Source organism: Rhizobium sp. PEPV16, assembly GCF_008919455.1.
Lineage (GTDB): Bacteria > Pseudomonadota > Alphaproteobacteria > Rhizobiales > Rhizobiaceae > Rhizobium > Rhizobium leguminosarum_Q.
This window is the reverse complement of the sequence record NZ_VSZV01000025.1, coordinates 1-886: the sequence shown is the minus strand read 5'-3', so window position 1 is coordinate 886 and position 886 is coordinate 1. Positions and strand designations below refer to the sequence as shown.

Here is an 886-nt window from a genome sequence, read left to right as displayed (position 1 = left end):
TCATGAGCGTCTACGCGACCGTCGGTGCAGTCGATTCCATCAAATCGAATAGGTTTTATGATGCGACTTTGGCAACGATCGGTTGGAGCAAACATCGGGAATTTCCCGGATGGAGCGCCTATTCCGAAGGCGGGAAGGGTGACGGTTTTGTTCTATGGGTTTGCAAGCCGATCAACGGCGAACCGGCGAGCGCCGGAAATGGCTCGATGGTTGGTTTCATGGCCAAGTCCCATGCCGAGGTGGACGCTTTTTACGATGCGGCCATGACAAACGGCGGAACGGACGAGGGCGCGCCTGGTCTACGTCCGCACTACGGGCCGAACTGGTATTCCGCTTACGTGCGCGACCCCACCGGAAACAAGATTGCTGTCGTCTACGACGGCTGAGGCCAGCTCGATTGCCGCAATTCGACGTCTCGGGGACTACCAGGCGGTACGGGCGGTGCCGAGCGCGGTCGTGTGAGAGGATGAGACCTGGGCGACGTGCGCCTTGAGCGACACGACGCAGTTTCCCGGAACGCTGAGATTGTGCGACGTCAAGTGTTTCAGCAATGTCTCGGCGTCGCGCTTTTCGGTTAGCGGAAATGTCACAGTCATGCGAGTTCTCCAACGAATAAACTGAGCATCCGCACAAATTAATGTCTAAAATCTTTTGCGCTGCAACAAGAAAATTTTAACGATAAAATTAAAATCGATTAGCTTTCGGAGTGGCCATTTTAAAAATCGTTTGAAATTGGATTCGGGGGCTCCTCCGTGGAAGCGTTGACTGCTTCGGCCAGCCGCGAGGGATGATGCCATCAATGTGTGCATTGACCCATCCGGCCATTGATCCTCGCAGCTTATGGGATCCGAACCAGCCTGTGTCGTCCGGTTCCGGTAGGTCGAAG

The 886-nt window shown here is 55.0% G+C and carries 2 protein-coding genes; one reads left to right on the top strand and one right to left on the bottom strand.

What is annotated here, in order from left to right:
* Positions 1-2 precede the first annotated feature (2 nt).
* Positions 3-386, top strand: coding sequence for a VOC family protein (locus FY112_RS00170; RefSeq protein ID WP_077978550.1), 384 nt, complete (start codon positions 3-5; stop codon positions 384-386).
* Between the two features lie 36 nt (positions 387-422).
* On the opposite strand, the gene FY112_RS36520 is transcribed toward FY112_RS00170, so the two are convergent.
* Complete coding sequence (locus FY112_RS36520) at positions 423-596, bottom strand: hypothetical protein (RefSeq protein WP_003540843.1); 174 nt, start codon at positions 594-596, stop codon at positions 423-425.
* Positions 597-886: the final 290 nt, after the last annotated feature.